The organism is Pseudoalteromonas sp. ABE4_541 (genome assembly GCF_056312285.1).
This window is the reverse complement of the sequence record NZ_JBSVEM010000011.1, coordinates 82,741-102,756: the sequence shown is the minus strand read 5'-3', so window position 1 is coordinate 102,756 and position 20,016 is coordinate 82,741. Positions and strand designations below refer to the sequence as shown.

Genomic DNA, 20,016 nt, shown 5'->3' with positions numbered 1-20,016 from the left:
AACTCCTAAAGACTTTTAAGTTGGCTTGATGGCAAGGTTTGGCTGGCCTTGAGCACTGGGAATAAGCCAAAAATAAGGCTACCCGCAAGCGCTAACAGTAAGGTGAGCCCAGCCAATGGCAAATTCATTTGCATAATATCTGCGGGCATATAGTAGTAAACACGAGTGAGTGCTTTGAGGCCGAGCTGTGTTAAAGCAAGCCCTAATAAGCCGCCAAGCGCGCCGAGCAAAATGAGTTCAGTCGCAAATTGCATCAAAATATGTTGTTTGCTGGCACCAACGGCCCTACGTAAACCGACCTCTTTAGTTCGGCCAAAAAACTTGGCCATCATTAGGCTCATGCAATTGATGAGGCAAACCAAAAGAAATAACACCGCCAGCCAAACGCCTAACTTGCTATCGTTTGGGATCATGTCATCGTCTAACAAGCGCTCCTTTACATTGAGTAGTTTTGAGCGAGTGCTGTTTGGAAAGCGTCCGAGCCCTTGTTGCTGTTGCATATATTGCGTTAGAAAGTCTTTATATTGGGCTTTTGTTTGCGCATCGGGCAACTCTACCCACATGTTCATCATGGTACATTCGGAGGTGAGCAGTGCATCAAAAGAGCCGTCTGCGGGCTCTTGCAAACAGTAGGTGTCAGAAGTAAAAGAAGAGTACAGCTCATTTTTTATCTGTGTGTTGAGTGGAATAAATGCATCGTATGGCGCGTTATAAGTATCAACGGCGTTACTATAAAACTTGGGGATAGGAGACCAATGTTCAATGACGCCAATAACTGTAAACACTCGCTCGGCAAAGTGAACGATTTTGCCTACCGAGTTTTCGCCATTAAATAACAAGTCGTTGGTTTTTTTGCTTAAGACAATCACTTGTGCCGCATCTGTTTCAGCTTGTTGACCCCAGCCTGTACCAAATGCAAACGGTACATCAAAAATGTTAAAAAAATCCGGTGTGGTGGTACGGACCATGATATTGAGCGTATCTAAGTCTGAACGCTCAGGATTAGAAAGCATTTCTTTGGTTGAGTTCAGTGCCACCTGGTTGAGTGGTATGTCAGACTTGAGCAAGTTGACTGCGTCTTGGTAAGTAATTGTATAACCCAGCTTATCGCCCATTTGTATGGCATATTCTTTGGTGTAATTGTCCAATTGCACATTGAAAAGGGTATGACTTTTCGAGGGGATAGGATCTTTAGACATCATATAACTGACCGTGTAGGTGGTCATGGTTGCGCCAATTCCAACCGCTATCATGATAACGATTAAAAAACTTAATAGCGGGGTCTTACGCATCCCCAACAATGCAAGTTTAAAATAGTAAGCCAACATAGCAGTTACCCGTACATTGGTCTTTGTTGGGAGTTTAATAGATATGTCAAAATGTTATTCCTTTCATTTAGCAGGGTGACATCCTGCTTGGTTTCGTTCCATGCTTAGGCTGGTTAATCAATAGTTTGAATGTAGACAGAGTCAGAATATAAATTACCGATTTATAGTATGTAAAATTAACACAAAATAAACTGTTGTTAATTTTGTTTGCGGCGAGCGTATCAGGAGCACGCCGCATGTGAGTAAACTAAAGTAAAGGAATATTAAAAACTTAATATTTTTGATGGAAAAATATGGCGGCTGAACTTAGGGGTGAGCTTTATTGAAAATGGGTCAAGTTGGGAACAAGCGCCACCCGCTATGATGTCGAGTGGCAAAGTTACAAGCTAAACGTTTAAAAGCCTTTGCATGACACGGGATTTAGGTGATGCAAAGATAGCACGTGTATCACCGTATTCAGCAACCTTACCTTTATTGAGTACCAGCAATTGATCTGACATATGTTTCACCAAACTCAGGTGGTGGGTGATCAGAATATAGCTGAGGCCAGATTCACGTTGTAACTCTAATAGCAGGTTCACGGTTTGTGCTCGCACAGACGGGTCAAGCGAGGATAACGCTTCATCGAGTACAACTACTTTTGGGTCGAGTATTAACGCACGAGCTAGTGCAACACGTTGCAACTGTCCGCCACTGAACATATGGGGATAATAGTCATAATGTTCTGCCAATAGACCAACGCGAACCAAAGTAAGTTTGGTTTTACTATGGCGCTGCTGAGGTGTTAACTCAGTATTAAGGCTTAAGCAGTCATCGAGCATGTCACCAATGGTTAAACCTGGGTTGAGTGAACGAGTTGGATCTTGAAAAATAAGACGAATATGGCGGCATTGTGTTTTGCGAAGGCCGTCATCTTCTATGGTGTCACCGTCTAATAAAATTTGCCCTTTATCACCATGATCGGCGCCCGCCAACACTCTTGCTAAGGTGCTTTTTCCTGAACCTGTTTCGCCAATGATAGCCAGCGTTTCGCCGTGACCCACTGCAAAGGAAATATCTTGCAGTACTTGTGCATGTTTACGTTTAAACACACCGGCACGGGTACAAAATGATTTGCTGAGAGCCTGTACTTTTAAGAGCGGTTGCATTTCTTTGGCTCCTTAATGAGTGGGAAATGGCAGGCATAACTATGGCCATGGATACGAATTTGCGGCGGTGTCACAACGCATTGCTTTTGTGCTTGAGGGCAACGAGGACCAAGCCTGCAGCCGATGGGTAAATGCTGCAGTGGCGGAATAGTGCCTTTTAGGGCGTAAAATGGCTCTTTATGAGCAAGCCCTTGTGCGTAATCAGGTAAGCTTTTCACCAACGCTTGGGTGTAAGGGTGCCTTGGTGAGTGAAAAACCTTGTTTGTTGGTCCAGCCTCTACCATCTGCCCGCAATAAAGTACATGCATGGCGTGAGACCAGTCTGTGATCTCTTCTAGTTCATGTGAAATCATCAGTACTGACATGTTTTTCAGCTGATTAAAACTTTTCAGCAAGCGAAATACTTGTGCGCGCGCCACACTTTCAAGAGCAGTGGTTGGCTCATCGGCAATGAGTAACTTAGGGCTGCGCGCGATTGCCATGGCGATCATCACCTTTTGACATACGCCTTCAGAGAGCTCGTGTGGGTAGCTGCTGGCGACCTTTTTATCATCGCGAATGCCCACTTTGTGCAGTAAGGCTTTTACTTTCTCTTTGCGCTCAAGATTACGGGAGAAAAAGCCTTTTTTGAAACAGTTATCGGGTAGCGACTCTGCCACTTGTTCATAGATTTTGGCTGTTGGATCGAGGCTTCGGCTTGGCTCTTGGTAGATCATTGCGATATCACGGCTGACTACTTTACGGCGTTTCTCGGGACTTAAGCGCATTAAATCTTCGCCTTGCCAATGCATTCTGTCAGCGGTTACCGTCCAGCGCTGATTTAATACGCCAACGATCGCTTTTGCTATCAAACTTTTGCCAGAGCCTGACTCACCAACCAGTGCATGCACTTCACCTTCTTTTAGGCTCAAATTGATTTTATCAACCGCTTTGATCACGCCGTCTTCGGTGCGCAGCTCTATCGTTAAATTTCTAATATCGAGTAACTGCATTAGTCCACCTTTCGTCCTTTTAGCACCTGGCGCAAGCCATCACCGACTAAGTTGGTTGATAACACGGCAATGAACAGTAACACTCCTGGTAACCCTACGGTCCAAGGTGCAAGATAAATTAGACTCAAATTTTCCGCCAAAATTGCCCCCCATTCAGTCGTTGGGGGTTGTGCGCCTAGCTTTAGAAAGCCCAAAGCGGCGATATCTAATATTGCGGTAGACAGCGCCATGGTAAAAATGACCACAATATGCTCGTAAATATTGGGCAGCACACCCCTTGTTAATATTTGCCAATGTGACGCGCCATCTAGACGAAATGCGGTAATATGATCTTTGCTCAGCTCTTCTACCACTAAGTTACGCACAGAATGCACATGCTGTGGTAGTAATGCTAAAATAATTGCCCAAACGGTATTTAAAAGCCCAGGCCCAAGTACGGCAATAATAATGATCGCCAACAATAAAGAGGGTATTGAAAGCGTAATATCTAAAACATGATTGAGCACGCTAGAGCGTACGCCTTTACTGATCCCTGCAAAGGTGCCAAGTATCACGCCAATCAAGGTGGTGACCAAAGCGGCGATGATAGACAAGCCAAACGTGTAAGTTGCACCATTCATAAGTCGAGAGAGTACGTCGCGGCCTAAATCATCGGTACCAAGAATGAAACGTACATCCCCCAGCTCATGCCAAGAGGGGGGTAATAAGAGCGCGTCACCATGCTGCTGATTGATGCCATAGGGGGCTATGAATGGCGCTGTGATGGCAAGCAAAGTAAGCGCAACAAACACCCATAAGCCAACTAAAGCAGGGTGATTAGATTTAAACTTACGCCATAATCGAGATAACGGAGAGCGGTTTGACTCTTCACTGAATAAATTAAACTTTGCCATGGGCCTGATTTCTCGATAATGGGTCAAATAAGGTATGGCTGAATTCAGCCAACATATTCGCCAAAATTACAAACATAGAGATGGCAAGCAAGCCCCCCTGTATAGCAGGGTAGTCTCTTTGATAAATGCTATCTATCAACCAACGGCCTATACCCGGCCAAGAAAAAATCACCTCAGTCACCATAGCCAGCGTGATCAAAGTACTGAATTGCAAACCTATTTGCTTAATGACGGGCAATAAAGCGTTACGAAGTGCATGGTGCATGACCAATTGACGTCGATTAAGCCCTTTGGCTCGTGCGGTTTTGATGTAGTTTTGCTCCATAACATCTAGCATGGAGTCACGGGTGAAGCGGATCAAAACAGTTGTTGGGTACATTGCAAGTACAATTGTGGGAATCGTTAAATGATGCAATGCATCAACAAAGGCTAAACCTTGATAAGGAAAACCCTGTAAAACAATATCTAATAAAATGAAATTGCTGATCGGCTCTACCTCGTAAAGTAGGCCAATACGCCCTGACATCGGGAAAAGACCCAGGCCTAAGCAAAACACCATAATTAGCAACAGGGCTAACCAGAATATCGGAACGGAAAAGCCAAGTAAGCTCATCGTATTGATAAATTTCTCAGGCCATTTTTTATGGTAGGCTGAGGCGATGATCCCCCCCGGAATACCAAACATAATAGCAACAGCCAGTGCGTATACGCATAGTTCTAAAGTGGCTGGAAATAGCGTGACCACATGCTCAAATACAGGTTGGCCTGAAGACAAGGAGAGCCCCCAGTCGCCATGTAATATTCGATTCAAAAACGCCGCGTATTGAATCATTATTCCATCGTCTAAGTGGTATTTTTGTTTGAGCAGTTGGTTTTGTTCATAAGTTGGATGCAAAATACCACTGACGTTACTGAGTAATTCGCCAGGAAATAAATAACTGAGCGAAAAGGTAAAAACGGTTAAGGTGAAAACCATAAACAGCAGTAAGCTAAAGCGTCGTAGAAGATACTCAAGTAGCATTATTGGCGCCTCGCTTTGCCTAAAGAAATACCGCCGAATGGACGTAATGAGATATCGGCAAGGTCGGTACTTGTTGCTTGATAACGCATACCGTGTGCGATTGGAATTAGGGGGAGTTTCTCTATGATCATTGCCTGCGCCTGTTGATAATACACTTTGCGTTGTTCAACGTCAGTGGTGTCTAACGCTTGTGTCAGCAATAAATCAAACTCAGGATCACACCAGTTAGCCGGGTTTTTACCACTAAACGTGGCCGTGCAACTCAGTAATGGACTAAAAAAGTTGTCAGGGTCGGGTGTATCTGCGGCCCAGCCAAGCAGTACGCTATCGTGCTCGTGTTGGCCAACGCGTTCTAAAAAAGTATTCCATTCATACTCAACAATTTGTGCGGTAATGCCAATTTCTTTAAGATCGCTTTGAATAAGCTCAGCCATTTTTCGCGCATTTGGGTTATAAATGCGCGATACCGGCATGGCCCATAGTGTCATGCTAAAACCTTGTTCATAACCGGCTTCAGTGAGCAGCTGTTTTGCATAATCTGGGTTGTACGTTGGCATGTTTGGCTGTGCTTGATATGCCCATGAAGAAGGCGGCAAATGTGAACGTGCTTGAACACCATTACCATAAAAAACCGCTTGCATGATTTTTTCAAAATCGACGGAATGAGCCAGCGCCTTGCGAACAAGTGGATTGTCAAACGGTGGTCGCTCCGTATTGAAAGCCCAGTAGCCGATATTGAGATTAGGTGCTTTGTCAACGCGAATGTCTTCACGTTCATTAAGCACACTGAGTTGAGTGGCGCTTGGGTGTGCTGTGATATCACATTCTTTTGTAAGCATTTTTGCAATGCGACTAGTACCATTGGTGGTAATATCAAATACCAGTTGTTGCATAGGGACCTTATGCTTCCAGTAATGTTCATTGCGATGGTAACGAATGAGATTATCACGTAAAAAATCTTTATATTTGAAAGGCCCTGTGCCAACAGGGTACATATCGAATAACGGCTTTTGTTCTAGCGTTGTGAGATGATCCGCATATTCTTTTGATAAGATCACGGCAAAGTCAGTCGCTAGATTAGACAGAAAGCTACTCTCTGCATTGAACAATTCGAATCGAACTGTGTAATCGTCTACTTTAACAATTTTTCTTATGAGTTGATCGAGTCCAACACTTTGAAAGTAAGGATAATTTGCATCACCCACAAAGTGATATGGATTGTACACGTCAAATAAGCGGCTAAATGAAAATACCACGTCGTCGGCGTTAAGGTAGCGAGTGGGCGCAAAGTAATCAGTATGATGAAATTGTACGTCTTTTCTAAGGTAGAAAGTCACCGCTTTGCCGTTTTCGCTGACTTCCCAATGCTGGGCTATTTCTGGTTGAAATTCAGCCGTCTCCGGATCGATGCTAAGCAAGGTGTCGTATAATTGGCTGGCAATAATATCAATCGTTGACCCGGTAGTGGTTACTTGTGGATTGAACGAGACTGGGTTTGCCTCAGCACAATACACCAACCCTTGTGTTTTCTTGATTGTTTGTTGGCTAGCATCTACACAGCCTAGCAAGTAGATGCAATACGCACCCAACAGCAAATTACGCACACCTATGCCTCTTGTTTTTGACCCGAGTCTAATAGATTGTATTTTTTCAAATATCCACGTAGCTGATGATACGTCAAACCAAGAATTTGTGCAGTTTTCTTTTGGTTAAATTGGCTATGTTCTAGTGCTTTTTGTAATAAATCGATCTCGAATTCGTTAGAGAGGGTTTTCAAATCACAAGGAAACTCAATTATTGTGCTATTTTCAATCGTTTCTACCGTGTTGTTGTGAGCTTGTGCAATGGGCGCTTCAACCACTGCTGTCGTATTTTGGGTTTGTGCCTTGACACGTTGAGTTGGTCGATGTGGGCTTTCAAAAGGGTCTAAAACAATATTATGTACAGGTAGGCTTTCGCTGCCATGGCGATATAAGCTTCTTTCTATCACATTCTTGAGCTCACGAATGTTGCCGGGCCAATCATATTCAAGCAATTTATCAGTGGCTTTACGGGTAAAACCGCTAAATAAAGACCAATCTAAGTCACGTGCCATGTTGATGGCAAATTGCTCGGCAAGCAGCATAATGTCTTCTTGTCTTGATCTAAGTGGTGGTAGTGTGATCACGTCAAATGCCAATCGGTCGAGTAAATCATGACGAAACTCACCATTGTCAGCCAGAGTTGGTAAGTCTTCATTGGTTGCACACACAAGTCGTGTATCGACTTTAACTGTGCTTTTACCACCGACACGTTCAAATTCGCCATACTCAATGACGCGAAGCAGTTTTTCTTGCACCATGGCTGAGGTATTGGCTAATTCATCCAAAAATAAAGTGCCGCCATTGGCGCGTTCAAAGCGGCCTTCATGACGTTTGCTAGCTCCGGTAAATGCGCCACTTTCGTGACCAAATAACTCGCTTTCTAACAAGTTTTCGTTGAGTGCTGCGCAATTTAGCTTAATATAGTTTTGTTCCCATCGTTCTGACAGGTAATGTAAGCGCGCAGCGATAAGCTCTTTACCGGTTCCTCGCTCGCCAATGATGAGGACGGGTTTTTCTAATGGTGCGAGCTGAGAGACTTGATCTAACACGGCTAAAAAGCTATCAGATTGACCAAGTAAATTATCCTGTTGGCGGAATTGGCTCATATTGCCTAACTCTTAGTTATTTTTGCTAACTGTTAGTGTATTTCAAAAATGAGTGGAACTAAAGGGATTTTTGTTTTTAGTTAACTTTATGAATTTTAATGGTTTTATGTGTTTTTAAAAGTTGGCAAGCAATTTGATAACAGTATTGTCAGCGATTTAAATTTATAAACCAAAAGAGGTAAAGATTATGGGAATTTTTTCTCGTTTCGCAGATATCGTGAATTCTAATATCAATGCCATTTTAGATAAAGCGGAAGACCCAGAAAAAATGGTTCGCCTAATTATCCAAGAAATGGAAGATACATTAGTAGAGGTACGTTCTACATCAGCAAAAACATTGGCTGAAAAGAAAGAGTTAACGCGTCGTGTTGAGCAGTTAGAAGCGCAAACACAAGAATGGCAAGAAAAAGCCGAGTTAGCGCTAAGCAAAGAACGTGAAGATTTAGCCAGAGCGGCACTGCTTGAAAAGCAAAAGTCAGCAGATGCAGTACAAAGCGTGAAATCAGAGCTTGAGCATGTAGATACGCACATCGAAAAGCTGCAACAAGAAGTTGCGACACTGCAAGAAAAACTGGCAGACGCAAAAGCAAGACAAAAAGCGATTGTATTACGTCAACGTTCAGCAGAGTCTCGTTTGGAAGTGAAAAAGGCGCTGGATAGCTCAAAAGTTGAAGATGCTTTGAATCGTTTCGAACGTTACGAAAACAAAATTGATGGTCTAGAATCTCAGGTAGAATCTTATGATTTAGGTAAGAAATCTCTAGCTGATGAAATCGCTGACCTGCAAAAGAATGAAAAAATCGATGATGAGCTAGCAGAACTTAAAAAGAAGTTAGCAAAAGATAAATGAACTTAAGTGGCATCTACAGCACTCAATCTGTAGATGCCAATAAACCGCATTTGCCCCATGTTTGGAGTACAAGATTATGGACTTAGAAGTTTTAGTTGCACCTTTCATTATATTTATGATTGTTGTTGCGCCATTATGGTTAGTTTTGCACTATCGCAGCAAAAAGCAGGTAAGCCAAGGCTTAAGCGAACACGAGCACCGTCAGCTTTTAGAGCTTGCAAGTAAAGCTGAAAAAATGGCAGAGAGAGTCGAAACGTTAGAGCGCTTATTGGATCAAGAGGCACCTGAATGGAGACGTAAAGTATGAGCAGCGTAAAGCGAGAGCTATTTCGAGACCCTAAACGAGGCAAGATAGCGGGCGTGTGTGCAGGCTTGAGTGACTACTTTAATATGGAGTTATGGCTGGTAAGAATATTGGTGATCACCGCTGTACTTTTATCTGGTGGTCCTTTATTTATCGTCGCTTATATCGCCTGCTGGTTTATTTTAGACACGAAACCCGTGTCTGCAACGCACACAAAAACGACACTTGAAGAAGATCCAATCTCGGTAAAATTTAAAGTATGGCAAAAAGGTGAGCCGCCAAGACGTGCATTATTTGACTTAAAAGACAGATTGACCCGCTTGGATGATCGTATTCAAAGCATGGAAACGTATGTCACATCGGCTGAATTTACAGTTAGCAGAGAAATCAATAAGCTGTAACGCATATCCTCCATATTTTCTAAGCAATTGTGGCGTTCTAGCGCCACAGCGCTTAATTTCTTTCTAGAGGGACCCAGAATAAAAATGAAAGCAAAATTTCTTACCCAAAAAGCCCTCAATACACTCAAAGTTAATACCCAAAAAGCGCTCAATCGCACCCTAGATAAACATATTAAGCTTGCTGTTACAGGTTTTAGTGGCAGTGGTAAAACAGCCTTTATCACCGCACTTGTTAAGCATTTAACAACTCAGGCCAACCGTGAAAACTTACCGTTTTTTGATGTGGTGAGAGAAGGGCGCTTGATAGCGGCCAAACAGGTGCCACAGAGTGCGTTAGATATTCCCACCTTTGAATATACAAAAGCCGTAAATTGTTTGCTCGATGAAGTACCGCATTGGCCAGAGTCAACGCAGCGCATCAATACATTAACTCTGGCGATCAAATTCACAACGGATCATGGCCTTAAACAACACTTGTCGCCAACCAGTACTGTTTATTTAGAATTAATTGATTATCCAGGTGAATGGCTAGTCGATTTGCCTATGTTGGCACAGGATTTTCGGGCATGGAGTGAGCAAACACTGACTTTACTTAAGCATGACGCATATCGTGCTTATAGCAATGAATTTTTGAGCCAGCTCGCGCAATTCAATCCTGAAGATGATGTTGATGAGAGCGCATTAAATGCCTTGGCACAAAGTTATCAAAAACTGTTAGTCACTTTGAAAAATAAAACAAAGTTGGCACAACTGCAGCCCGGTAGAATGCTGATCCCCGGAGATCTTAAAGGTGCGCCGATTATTCAGTTCTTTCCAATTGAGCCAGAGAAACAAGGCGGGGAAAACAGCCAGTACCAGCAATTAAAATCTCGCTTTGAAGCATATCAGCAGCAAGTTGTACAACCGTTTTATAAGCAGCACTTTTGTCAATTTGATAGGCAACTTGTATTAGTTGATGTGCTCAGTGCGCTTAATGACGGACCGCAAACTTTACAAGCGCAGCGAGAAGCCATTGAGCATGTAATGCAAGTATTCAACTATGGTAAGTCGGGTTTTTTGAAGCGTCTATTTTGGCCAAAAATAGACAAAGTATTGTTCGCGGCTAACAAATGTGATCATGTGAGTGCCGACCAACAAGCAAACATGGCTTTGCTGCTTAATGATATGTTAGGTCATGCCACAAATGATTTGAGGTTTGCGGGGGTCGAAGTAGATACGATGGCCGTTTCTTCAGTACAAAGTACTCATGCTAAACAAGTCAATGATGGTGGGGAATTACTAAACTGTATTTACGGCAAGGTGTTAGGGGAAAAGGCATGGACAACTTACTTGCCACCACAGCCACCCAATCATGTCTTGAGTGCTGCAAACTGGCCGAAGCAAGGTTTTGACTTTTTACCATTTAACCCAGCTCATGCGCTACATGGTAATTTAGAGCATGTGCGACTGGACCACGCCTTGCAGTTTTTAATTGGAGATAAATTGGTATGAGTGAACAAAACCAATTAAAACCGGGGCGACGTATCGAAACGACAGACACGCAGCCAGCAGAACAAAACCCACAACAAGCGGGTGGTAAGCGAATTGAAGGCGAATTAGTTGATGGTTTGGCTGATTTATCTTTAATGGAGCAAGTTGATGATGTGCAGTTAGAGCAAGCGTTAAAACAAAAAGGGAAATGGAGTATCATCAAACTGTTTTTATTAAGCTTTTTGATTTTAATATTGGTAGAAACGGTTTATAGCATTATTGATGCATTGCAAAGCTCATGGCTCTTGGCTGTACTTTACAGCACTGTTTTGGGGTTGGCTCTGCTCAGTGTTGGCGTGTTTATCATCAAAGAAGCAAAAGCCTTAAGACAGTTAAAACGCCATGAGCACCATCGTCAGGATGGTGAAAGATTACTAAACAGCACGCAAATCGGTGAAGCTGCATCTTGGCTAAAGCCTTTACTATCGAGTCATCCAAAGCAGCAAGTGGCAGAGTTTAAAGCCAGTATAAAGTCTCATCATACCGACAAAGAAGTGCTGCAATTGTATGAGGCGACCTTACTTGAAAGTCAGGACAGTCAAGCGAAAAAGCTCATCAACCAACATGCTACCACAAGTGCCATGCTGGTGGCGATGAGTCCAATGGCCCTGCTAGATATGTTGGCTGTTTTGTGGCGAGGTGTGCATTTAATTGAAGCTATCAGTCAACATTATGGTATTCGACTGGGTTATCAAAGCCGTATCTCTTTGTACAAAATGTTACTTAAACAAATGGTGTTTGCAGGTGCAGCGGAGCTTGTATCTGATTTGGCAGCGACCAGCTTAGGTGCGGAGCTACTAGGTAAGCTATCAGCGCGTGCAGGACAAGGTTTGAGTGCGGGTGTGTTTACCGCTCGTTTAGGTTACAAAACAATGGCTCTATGCCGCCCATTACCGCAGTTGCAACAGCAGCCAAATTTACTTAAATCAACGGTAGAGCAGGTATTTAGTACTTTATTAACTCGCACGCAAGCTAAACAGCAACCAAAGTAGTGACAACAATTATGTACACCTACCTTAGTACGAGTTTGCTAAGGTAGCCGTCTTAGCGTCTGGCTTGCTTGTTAAATTGTTCTTGCTGACTTATTTATTAGATAAATCAATTTAAGAATAATAAGTTAACAGGTTAATTTATGAAGAAGTACCATGACAACACGCAATGTATTCACGGCCCAGAGCATTTCAACGATCCGCACGGCGCATTAACGGCGCCACTATATCAAACTTCAACGTTTCAATTTAAAGATGCGGCTCAGGGCGCGGCGCGTTTCGCTGGTGAAGAAGCTGGATACATTTATACACGCCTAGGTAACCCAACTACACGTGAGCTTGAGCAAAAGCTAGCACAACTGGAGCAGATGGAAGATGCGGCTGCAACGGCTACTGGGATGGGCGCTGTCTCAGCATCTGTGCTGAGCTTTTTGCAGCAAGGCGATCATCTGATTGCTTCAAGTGCGTTGTATGGGTGTAGCTTTGCATTATTTGCGCACATGCTGCCAAAGTTTGGCATTGAAGTCACATTTGTTGATATGACCAATGAAGATGAGTTGAAAGCGGCTGTGAAGCCAAACAGTAAAATGCTGTTTGCTGAAACGCCTATTAATCCAAATATGACCGTTTTAGACTTAAAAATGTTGGGAGACTTCGCACAGCAGCATAACTTGCTGAGTGTTATCGACAATACGTTTATGACGCCTTTGCTTCAAAAACCGAAGCATTTTGGCATTGATATTGTGATCCATAGCGCAACTAAATACTTAAATGGTCATGGCGATGTGGTTGCAGGTATTGTATGTGGAAGCAAAGAACATATTGAGTTGATAAAGCTGACTGTTTTGAAAGACATTGGCGCGACAATCAGCCCACATGATGCGTGGTTGATTAATCGTGGCTTGAAAACCTTATCGGTACGAATGGCTCGCCACTGTGAAAGTGCGCAAAAAGTGGCGGAGTTTTTAGACAGTCACCCAAAAGTGAGCCAAGTATTCTATCCTGGTTTGCCATCTCACCCGGGCTATAAGTTCCTTGGTGAGCAAATGAAAGGTGCCGGTGGTGTAATTGCGTTTGAAATTGCTGGTAGCCTGCAAGATGGTGAAGCATTTATTAATGCTACAGAGCTTTGTACCCTTGCGGTGAGCTTGGGGGATCCAGAAACGTTAATTCAACATCCTGCATCAATGACCCACTCTCCATATACACCAGAAGAGCGACAAGCCGCCGGAATTTCAGATGGTTTGATCCGTATTTCCGTTGGTCTTGAAGATGCAGATGACATTATAGATGATCTGAAAAACGCTTTTTCTGCCTTCTAGTGTAATAAAAAAATTACACTAGCATCTCCACACCCACCAATATGGTGGGTGTTTTGTTTTAAACCCAAAAGTGTACATTTTGGATTACATATTGACATAATGTGTCAGTGTTGTTGTTTGGACTAGCTATTACACTTTTCCTCACTTTTACATAGTATCTAGATCACAAGTTGAAGTGCGATCTTGTTAGGTCGACAGATGTAATAAGAAGGTTAAAATGGCTAAATCAAGCAAATATATTTCAAAGCAGCCAGATGCCAATGGCATCATTGCTTGGAGTGATGAAGAGAACCAAATATGGTCAGAGCTCGTGGCTCGTCAGCTCAAGTGTATTGAAGGCAAAGCCTGCGATGAGTATATGGAAGGCCTAAAAAAAATTAACCTTCCCCATGACCGAATTCCACAACTACACGAGCTTAATGAAGTGCTCGGTAAAGAAACGGGCTGGCAAGTCGCGCCTGTACCCGCTCTAATTGATTTCGACGAATTTTTCCGCCTGTTAGCCAACAAGCAGTTTCCAGTTGCAACGTTTATTCGTTCACGTGAAGAGTTTGACTACTTACAAGAGCCTGATATCTTCCATGAGATCTTTGGTCACTGTGCAATGCTTACTAACCCCGATTTTGCAGAGTTTACGCACAAATATGGTCAGCTTGGCTATGCTGCAGCGAAAAAAGACCGTGTGTATCTTGCGCGTTTATATTGGTTTACCGTTGAATTTGGCTTGATGCAAACCAAAGACGGGTTGCGTATATATGGCGGCGGTATTCTATCAAGTCCAGGTGAAACTCAGTATGTTTACTCAAATAAACCTGAAATTACACCGCTTGAGGTGCTAGATGTTCTACGTACGCCATATCGCATTGATATTATGCAACCCGTGTACTACACCATAAATTCAATCCATGATTTGTTCGATATTTCACAAATGGATATCATGTCGTTGGTTGAAGAAGCAAAAGAGTTAGGCTTGTTTGAGCCAAAATTTCCCCCTAAAGAAAAATTAGCAAGTTAAGGATTTATTAAATGTCTGATTTAAGTGCACAAAAATGTGAAGCGTGTCGTGCGGATGCGCCTAAAGTGTCAGATGAAGAACTAGCGGTACTTATCAAGCAAATTCCAGATTGGGTGCCAGAAGTACGAGATGGCATTATGCAGCTTGAACGCGTATTTAAATTTAAAAACTTTAAGCAGGCGCTTGAGTTTACAAATAAAGTTGGCGCAATGGCTGAAGAAGAGGGCCATCACCCAGGATTACTTACCGAATGGGGTAAAGTAACAGTGACTTGGTGGAGCCACTCTATCAAGGGCCTACACAAAAATGATTTTGTGTGTGCGGCTAAAACAGATGATATATTTGCTGCGTTATAAGCACTTTATTTTATAAAAAACAGGGCCTCATATCAGGCCCTTTTTTATTGCCTTAGAGTAAGCCACTTAGTTAAGCGGATTAGTATGAAATAATTATATGAGGTTGAGTCGTGGATAGCGATAGTAGTCGAAAAGTTGTGTTAGTTACGGGCGGCGCAAAGCGTATTGGTGCGTATCTGTGTGAGTATTTTCACGCTCAAGGGTGTAATCTTGTTATTCATTATCAGCATTCAAAGTGCGAAGCCCAACAGCTTGAAGTACGCTTGAATGGGCTTAGAGCAAATAGTGCCGTTGCCATACAGGGCGCGTTTACAACGGACAATGACTACAGTCAATTTGCTTCTAAGGTAAATGCCATTTGGGGACGCCTCGATATACTCATTAATAATGCATCAAGCTTTTATCCAACGCCCATAGGCTCTGCTCGCTTATCGGATGCAGAAAATTTACTGCACAGTAATTTGGTTATGCCTACATTTTTGATCCAAGTATTGGCCAAACAGTTACAAAAAAACGTCGGGTGTGTGATTAATATTCTAGATATTTATGCTCAGTCGCCATTAAAAGATCACATGCTTTACTGTGCGGCTAAAGCGGGTCTTGCCAGTATTACCAAGTCGGTTGCGGTGGAATTAGCGCCGCAAGTGAGAGTCAATGCAATCGCGCCAGGCAATATTATGTGGCCGTCTGCGTGTTCATTGAATGAACAAGAAAAAGCAAGTTTACTCGCGAAAATCCCATTAAATAAGCAAGGTTCACCTGAAGATATTGCCAAAGCGGCTTATTTTTTAGCTTTTGAAGCTGACTATGTTACAGGCCAAGTGTTGAATGTGGATGGTGGTAAGAGTTTATAGGTGATATTGGAGAAGCTAACGGAGTGTATGAGAGGGCTAACTCACGTAGCCCTCAATTAAAATGTTCTCAACTACTCGTCAATTGAGCGAAGTAGGGCATTGATCCCCACTTTTTCACGGGTTTGTTGGTCAACCTTTTTGACAATAATCGCTGCATACAAGCTGTGCGAGCCATCTTTGCTTGGCAGTGAACCTGGCACAACGACAGCGCCAGCAGGTACGCGACCGTAATGTACTTCACCTGTTTCACGGTCGTAAATACGCGTGCTTTGTGAGATGTAAACACCCATTGAAATCACCGCACCTTCTTCGACGATCACGCCTTCTACAATTTCAGAACGCGCACCAATGAAGCAGTTATCTTCAATAATGGTCGGGTTAGCCTGTAGCGGCTCTAGTACGCCACCAATACCTACACCACCAGATAGGTGCACATTTTTACCAATTTGCGCACAAGAGCCGACAGTCGCCCATGTATCGACCATGGTGCCTTCGCCAACGTAAGCACCAATGTTCACGTACGACGGCATCAGCACCACGTTTTTGCCAACAAAGCTGCCCTGACGGGCGACCGCGTTAGGCACTACGCGCATACCACCCTGTTGGAATTGCTCTGGAGTGTAGTCGCTAAACTTAAGCGGCACTTTATCAAAGTACTGACTCACACCATCGTGTAAAGGCTGATTATCACGGATACGGAACGACAGTAATACCGCCTTTTTAAGCCACTGATGAACGACCCATTCACCGCTGATTTTTTCTGCTACTCTGGCTGCGCCTGAATCCAATAAATCCAACGCTTGAATAATGGCATTTTTTACAGGCTCAGACACTTGAGAAGGTGTAATGCTATCGCGCTGTTCCCAAGCCTGTTCAATGATTAATTTAAGATCTGACATAGTGTCCTCATTTATTCTGTTTCTGCGTTTAATTTTTTCATTAAGTCACGATGCAAACCAGCCTTATGCTCTTCGCTTAAAGCTTGGTAATTGTCATCGGATACAACAAAGAAATCTTCTGCACGCTCGCCAACGGTTGTAATGCGAGCGGCATGAATATGAAGTGAATTGGCCTGAAAAACCTCGGCAATTTTGGTTAATAAGCCTGGTATATCAATGGCCTGAATTTCAATTAAGTTTCTATCTTCGCGCGCGTGTGGGCGTACGATGACTTTAGGCTTGATATTAAAGTCTTTAAATCTTTGCGAGCGATTTTTCTTCAAGCGGATCTTTTTCTTTGGATCTTGCAGTATCGCTTCAAGCCCTTTTCGAATTGTATTGGCGCGTGCGCTTGCGATGGGGTTACCGTTTACCTCCAAGATCACAAAGCTGAACACCACATAACCGTCTTTTGTTGTCATCACCTGTGCATGTTGAATTTGCGCTTTCTTAGAGCCGATAACGCTAACCAATTTGGCAAATAGCGATGCTTCGTAAGGACTGTATACAAATACTTGTGTGCCACCATGCATGGGTTTTTCACTTACCACCACGCTGGCTTGGCTTAAATCGCTGGCCTTGAGTAAATGTTCGCTATGAAACGATATTTGCTGTTCACTGAAAGCGGTGAAATAGTTGGCTTTAAATCTTGACCAGCTCAAATCAATCAGACCTTCATCAAACCCTTTGTTGATAAGGCGTTGTTTAGCTTGATGCTTTTTATCACGAATTTGATCGCGCATATCCATTGGGTTTTCAAGCCCCAGACGTAATGCACGCTGCGCATGGAGATAAAGCTCTCTTAGCAGGGTGTTTTTCCAGTCATTCCACAGGTTATCATTGGTGGCGCGAATATCGGCAACGGTTAGGCAATATAAATAATCTAGCTGGCGCTCATTTTTAACTTGCGTAGCGAATTCGTTGATCACATCTGGGTCGTTGATGTCTTTGCGCTGTGCAGTCACTGACATCAATAGGTGACTTTGCACCAGCCAAGCAACAAGGCGAGAATCTGATGTGGTAAAGCCATGCATTTTGCAAAATGCCTGTGCATCAACGGCACCTAGCTCCGAGTGGTCGCCACCACGTCCTTTGGCGATGTCATGAAATATGGCGGCCAAATACAACAACTCAGGTTTATCCATGCGAGTGACTATCTCACTACAAATTGGAAAGTCGCTCGGCTGTGTTTTATCAAAATATTGGTAGATATTTTTTACCAGTTTATGGGTGTGCTCATCCACGGTGTAGGCATGAAATAAGTCAAACTGCATTTGCCCAAATATATTGCGCCACTGGGGTAAATAAGCTGCGATCAGGCCATGTTTGTGCATTAAAGTAAACGCGCGTCCCATACCATTAGGATGTTTGAGTAAGCGTAAAAATGCATCTCTACAACCCGCATAATCTTGCAAGTCGCCTAATAATCGCCGACGAACTTGGCGCATGGTGCGAATGGTGCTTGGGTCAATGTTAACGATTTCTGGGTTGTCGGCAATATGCTCGAACAACACAAATAATTGTTCACGTCGAAAAAACACCGATGGGTTTTTTACGCGAATTTTATTGCCAACACGTTCAAAATTTCTATCCAGTGGAACAGCTGTTTGCTCTGCTTGATCTGGCAAAATGCTTTGTTCAAAGTATGACAGCAACATCTGATTCATTTCCCGCACACGACTCATAATACGAAATAGTCGCTTCATCATGCGTTCAACAGAGGCTTTACCCTCAGCGCCAAAGCCCAGTAGTTCAGCCGCATTCGGTTGGTGATCAAATAAGAGGCGGTTTTCGTTTCGACCTGCCGCTAAGTGCAAGGCAAAACGAATGTTCCATAGGTTTTCAATACACTCTAGAAGCTCTTGATATTCTTCATGGGTGAGATAGCCGTGGTTAATTAACTCTTCCAATGTCTCTGCGTGAAAATGCTTTTTTGCTACCCAAAAAATGGTTTGTAAATCGCGCAGGCCGCCAGGGTTTTCTTTTACATTAGGCTCTAGGTTATAGGCCGTACCGTGACACTTTTTGTGACGTACTTTTTGTTCATTCACTTTGGCAATAAAAAAGTCGTCAGAGCGCCAGATAGGCGTTTCAACAATGTGGCTTTTTAAGCGCTCAAATTCTATATGATTACCACAAATTAAACGGCTTTCAAGTAAACTCGTGGTGAAGTGAACATCTTGTTGCTTTTGTTCAAGCACCTGCTCATGCGTTCTGACACTGTGACCAATTTCTAGGTTAAGATCCCACAACATGGTGACAAATGCTTCGATTTTACTTTGTAGTTGCTCATCGGGAGGTGTTTGAACAAGTAATAAAAAGTCAATGTCAGAGTAGGGGTGAAGCTCTCCTCGGCCATAACCGCCAATGGCGATTAATGCTATTTCAGGTACAAGTGCAAGCTCAGTATCATTGAACAACTTGATCAGTAAGCGGTCGATAAATTCGGCGCGGGCGTTGATCAAGTTGCGAACAGGTTGTTTAGAAAATTCGTTGTTAAGCCATTTATAAAAATAAGCAGAACAATCTTTATAATCATGAAGCTGCTCGGCGGTATCGAGCAGCTTTTTTACTTTGTTAGGCAGTGCCACTTAAGGCTCCTAGTGTTCGATCACTCTGTCAATTGACTCGTCGCTGCGAAGTGTTAGGATTTCAACGCCATTGTCGGTGACTAGTAGTGTGTGCTCCCATTGAGCGGATAGACTACGGTCTTTAGTGACAACAGTCCAGTCGTCTTTCAATAACTTACAATGACGCTTTCCGGCATTAACCATAGGTTCAATGGTTAAACACATACCTGCTTTTAGTACATCGCCAGTACCTGGTTTGCCGTAGTGCATGACTTGCGGCTCTTCGTGGAACTCGCTGCCAATACCGTGACCACAGTATTCACGAACGATGGAGTAGTTAAAGCCTTCCGCAAATTTTTGAATTGCAGCGCCGATATCGCCTAAACGAACGCCAGGCTTAACCATTTTAATCGCAAGGTATAGACTTTCTTGTGTGATTTCGCTCAGGCGCTTACCTTGAATACTAGGGGTGCCTACATAAAACATCTTTGAAGTATCACCATGGTAACCGTCTTTAATGACTGTCACGTCGATATTAATGATATCGCCTTCTTTAAGCGGTTTGTCGTTTGGAATACCATGGCAAATCACATGATTCACAGAGGTACAAATCGACTTTGGAAAGCCGTGATAATTTAGCGGCGCAGGTATCGCATCTTGTTCATTCACAATGTAGTTGTGACAAATTGTATTTAGCTCATCTGTAGTGACCCCAGGCTTCACATATGGCCCAATCATTTCCAATACTTCCGCAGCTAAGCGCCCGGCAACACGCATTTTTTCGATTTCTTCAGGGGTTTTAATCACTGCACTCAT

The 20,016-nt window shown here is 43.2% G+C and carries 19 protein-coding genes; 9 read left to right on the top strand and 10 right to left on the bottom strand.

Annotated features, from left to right (window positions below; genetic code table 11):
* Positions 1–5: 5 nt before the first annotated feature.
* The 7 genes from ACW689_RS12425 to pspF form a co-directional block, all read right to left on the bottom strand.
* Positions 6–1,328, bottom strand: coding sequence for an ABC transporter permease (locus tag ACW689_RS12425; RefSeq protein ID WP_476291783.1), 1,323 nt, complete (start codon positions 1,326–1,328; stop codon positions 6–8).
* A gap of 386 nt (positions 1,329–1,714) precedes the next feature.
* Complete coding sequence (locus tag ACW689_RS12420) at positions 1,715–2,476, bottom strand: ATP-binding cassette domain-containing protein (RefSeq protein WP_476291781.1); 762 nt, start codon at positions 2,474–2,476, stop codon at positions 1,715–1,717.
* Positions 2,461–3,468: a peptide ABC transporter ATP-binding protein gene (locus ACW689_RS12415; RefSeq protein ID WP_476291779.1), complete on the bottom strand. Its 1,008-nt coding sequence runs from the start codon at positions 3,466–3,468 to the stop codon at positions 2,461–2,463. Before ACW689_RS12415 ends, ACW689_RS12420 begins: the two co-directional genes overlap by 16 nt.
* Entirely contained in the window at positions 3,468–4,361 is an 894-nt protein-coding gene (locus tag ACW689_RS12410; RefSeq protein ID WP_476291777.1) for an ABC transporter permease subunit, read from the bottom strand. Before ACW689_RS12410 ends, ACW689_RS12415 begins: the two co-directional genes overlap by 1 nt.
* Positions 4,348–5,382 carry an ABC transporter permease gene (locus ACW689_RS12405; protein ID WP_476291775.1) on the bottom strand — a complete coding sequence of 345 codons (1,035 nt, stop codon included), beginning with the start codon at positions 5,380–5,382 and terminating at the stop codon, positions 4,348–4,350. Before ACW689_RS12405 ends, ACW689_RS12410 begins: the two co-directional genes overlap by 14 nt.
* Positions 5,382–6,986: an ABC transporter substrate-binding protein gene (locus ACW689_RS12400; protein ID WP_476291773.1), complete on the bottom strand. Its 1,605-nt coding sequence runs from the start codon at positions 6,984–6,986 to the stop codon at positions 5,382–5,384. The genes ACW689_RS12405 and ACW689_RS12400 overlap by 1 nt, the downstream gene beginning before the upstream one ends.
* 2 nt (positions 6,987–6,988) lie before the next feature.
* The gene (gene pspF, locus ACW689_RS12395) at positions 6,989–8,071 is read right to left on the bottom strand and encodes a phage shock protein operon transcriptional activator (protein ID WP_476291771.1); all 1,083 of its coding nucleotides are present in this window, start codon (positions 8,069–8,071) and stop codon (positions 6,989–6,991) included.
* A gap of 187 nt (positions 8,072–8,258) precedes the next feature.
* On the opposite strand from pspF, the gene pspA reads away from it, so the two are divergent.
* The 9 genes from pspA to ACW689_RS12350 all read left to right on the top strand — a co-directional run bounded on the left by pspA (position 8,259) and on the right by ACW689_RS12350 (position 15,692).
* The gene (gene pspA, locus ACW689_RS12390; protein ID WP_476291769.1) at positions 8,259–8,921 is read left to right on the top strand and encodes a phage shock protein PspA; all 663 of its coding nucleotides are present in this window, start codon (positions 8,259–8,261) and stop codon (positions 8,919–8,921) included.
* Between the two features lie 73 nt (positions 8,922–8,994).
* Positions 8,995–9,228, top strand: a complete 234-nt coding sequence (gene pspB / locus ACW689_RS12385; RefSeq protein WP_476291860.1) for an envelope stress response membrane protein PspB — start codon at positions 8,995–8,997, stop codon at positions 9,226–9,228.
* Positions 9,225–9,626 (top strand): envelope stress response membrane protein PspC, encoded by a 402-nt coding sequence (pspC, locus tag ACW689_RS12380; RefSeq protein ID WP_476291767.1) that lies wholly within the window; start codon positions 9,225–9,227, stop codon positions 9,624–9,626. The genes pspB and pspC overlap by 4 nt, the downstream gene beginning before the upstream one ends.
* An 84-nt stretch (positions 9,627–9,710) precedes the next feature.
* Entirely contained in the window at positions 9,711–11,117 is a 1,407-nt protein-coding gene (locus ACW689_RS12375; protein WP_476291765.1) for a YcjX family GTP-binding protein, read from the top strand.
* Positions 11,114–12,148, top strand: a complete 1,035-nt coding sequence (locus tag ACW689_RS12370; RefSeq protein WP_476291763.1) for a TIGR01620 family protein — start codon at positions 11,114–11,116, stop codon at positions 12,146–12,148. The genes ACW689_RS12375 and ACW689_RS12370 overlap by 4 nt, the downstream gene beginning before the upstream one ends.
* Positions 12,149–12,288: 140 nt before the next feature.
* Entirely contained in the window at positions 12,289–13,467 is a 1,179-nt protein-coding gene (gene megL, locus ACW689_RS12365) for a methionine gamma-lyase (RefSeq protein WP_476291761.1), read from the top strand.
* 217 nt (positions 13,468–13,684) lie between these two features.
* On the top strand, positions 13,685–14,482 hold the full coding sequence (gene phhA / locus ACW689_RS12360) for a phenylalanine 4-monooxygenase (protein WP_476291759.1): 798 nt from the start codon (positions 13,685–13,687) through the stop codon (positions 14,480–14,482).
* Positions 14,483–14,493: 11 nt separating this feature from the next.
* Positions 14,494–14,838 carry a 4a-hydroxytetrahydrobiopterin dehydratase gene (locus ACW689_RS12355; RefSeq protein WP_476291757.1) on the top strand — a complete coding sequence of 115 codons (345 nt, stop codon included), beginning with the start codon at positions 14,494–14,496 and terminating at the stop codon, positions 14,836–14,838.
* 110 nt (positions 14,839–14,948) lie between these two features.
* Entirely contained in the window at positions 14,949–15,692 is a 744-nt protein-coding gene (locus ACW689_RS12350; RefSeq protein WP_476291755.1) for a pteridine reductase, read from the top strand.
* A gap of 71 nt (positions 15,693–15,763) precedes the next feature.
* On the opposite strand, the gene dapD is transcribed toward ACW689_RS12350, so the two are convergent.
* The 3 genes from dapD to map are packed head-to-tail and all read right to left on the bottom strand — an operon-like array spanning position 15,764 to position 20,016.
* The gene (gene dapD / locus ACW689_RS12345; RefSeq protein WP_476291753.1) at positions 15,764–16,591 is read right to left on the bottom strand and encodes a 2,3,4,5-tetrahydropyridine-2,6-dicarboxylate N-succinyltransferase; all 828 of its coding nucleotides are present in this window, start codon (positions 16,589–16,591) and stop codon (positions 15,764–15,766) included.
* 11 nt (positions 16,592–16,602) lie between these two features.
* A complete protein-coding gene (gene glnD, locus ACW689_RS12340; protein WP_476291751.1) occupies positions 16,603–19,221 on the bottom strand; it encodes a [protein-PII] uridylyltransferase in 2,619 nt (872 codons plus the stop codon).
* Positions 19,222–19,230: 9 nt separating this feature from the next.
* Complete coding sequence (map, locus tag ACW689_RS12335) at positions 19,231–20,016, bottom strand: type I methionyl aminopeptidase (protein ID WP_476291749.1); 786 nt, start codon at positions 20,014–20,016, stop codon at positions 19,231–19,233.

Bases quoted from the DNA above. Each gene is read 5' to 3' on its own strand.
- ACW689_RS12425 (WP_476291783.1), bottom strand. From the start codon at position 1,328: ATGTTGGCTTACTATTTTAAACTTGCATTGTTGGGGATGCGTAAGACC.
- ACW689_RS12420 (WP_476291781.1), bottom strand. From the start codon at position 2,476: ATGCAACCGCTCTTAAAAGTACAGGCTCTCAGCAAATCATTTTGTACC.
- ACW689_RS12415 (WP_476291779.1), bottom strand. From the start codon at position 3,468: ATGCAGTTACTCGATATTAGAAATTTAACGATAGAGCTGCGCACCGAA.
- ACW689_RS12410 (WP_476291777.1), bottom strand. From the start codon at position 4,361: ATGGCAAAGTTTAATTTATTCAGTGAAGAGTCAAACCGCTCTCCGTTA.
- ACW689_RS12405 (WP_476291775.1), bottom strand. From the start codon at position 5,382: ATGCTACTTGAGTATCTTCTACGACGCTTTAGCTTACTGCTGTTTATG.
- pspF (WP_476291771.1), bottom strand. From the start codon at position 8,071: ATGAGCCAATTCCGCCAACAGGATAATTTACTTGGTCAATCTGATAGC.
- pspA (WP_476291769.1), top strand. From the start codon at position 8,259: ATGGGAATTTTTTCTCGTTTCGCAGATATCGTGAATTCTAATATCAAT.
- pspC (WP_476291767.1), top strand. From the start codon at position 9,225: ATGAGCAGCGTAAAGCGAGAGCTATTTCGAGACCCTAAACGAGGCAAG.
- ACW689_RS12375 (WP_476291765.1), top strand. From the start codon at position 9,711: ATGAAAGCAAAATTTCTTACCCAAAAAGCCCTCAATACACTCAAAGTT.
- ACW689_RS12370 (WP_476291763.1), top strand. From the start codon at position 11,114: ATGAGTGAACAAAACCAATTAAAACCGGGGCGACGTATCGAAACGACA.
- megL (WP_476291761.1), top strand. From the start codon at position 12,289: ATGAAGAAGTACCATGACAACACGCAATGTATTCACGGCCCAGAGCAT.
- phhA (WP_476291759.1), top strand. From the start codon at position 13,685: ATGGCTAAATCAAGCAAATATATTTCAAAGCAGCCAGATGCCAATGGC.
- ACW689_RS12355 (WP_476291757.1), top strand. From the start codon at position 14,494: ATGTCTGATTTAAGTGCACAAAAATGTGAAGCGTGTCGTGCGGATGCG.
- dapD (WP_476291753.1), bottom strand. From the start codon at position 16,591: ATGTCAGATCTTAAATTAATCATTGAACAGGCTTGGGAACAGCGCGAT.
- map (WP_476291749.1), bottom strand. From the start codon at position 20,016: ATGAGTGCAGTGATTAAAACCCCTGAAGAAATCGAAAAAATGCGTGTT.